Source organism: Erwinia sp. ErVv1 (genome assembly GCF_900068895.1).
In the GTDB taxonomy this organism is placed as follows: domain Bacteria; phylum Pseudomonadota; class Gammaproteobacteria; order Enterobacterales; family Enterobacteriaceae; genus Erwinia.
Genome location: NZ_CDPK01000028.1, coordinates 1 through 292, shown reverse-complemented (window position 1 = coordinate 292; position 292 = coordinate 1).

Here is a 292-nt window from a genome sequence, read left to right as displayed (position 1 = left end):
AATTAAGGGCGGAAGTGAAAGCCCTGCTGGAGCAGTTTAACCTGCTCTGAGCTGCACTCCTTCGGAATACCTGCATGCCGGGACGATGAATGTTGTCGTCCTTACAATAGAGGGTGATTTTCTGAGTGGCTGGAAAATTGAACCGACTGACGACAACGGCAGGATCTATTTAGAGACGGAGGTTTTATGAGCAGAATTAAGCTGGTCGAGCTGGGAAGAGACTTCCTCAGCAACAGGATTAGTGCTGAACAGTTTTGCGAAGATATCGTTATCGAACGACGCAAGTTATGGG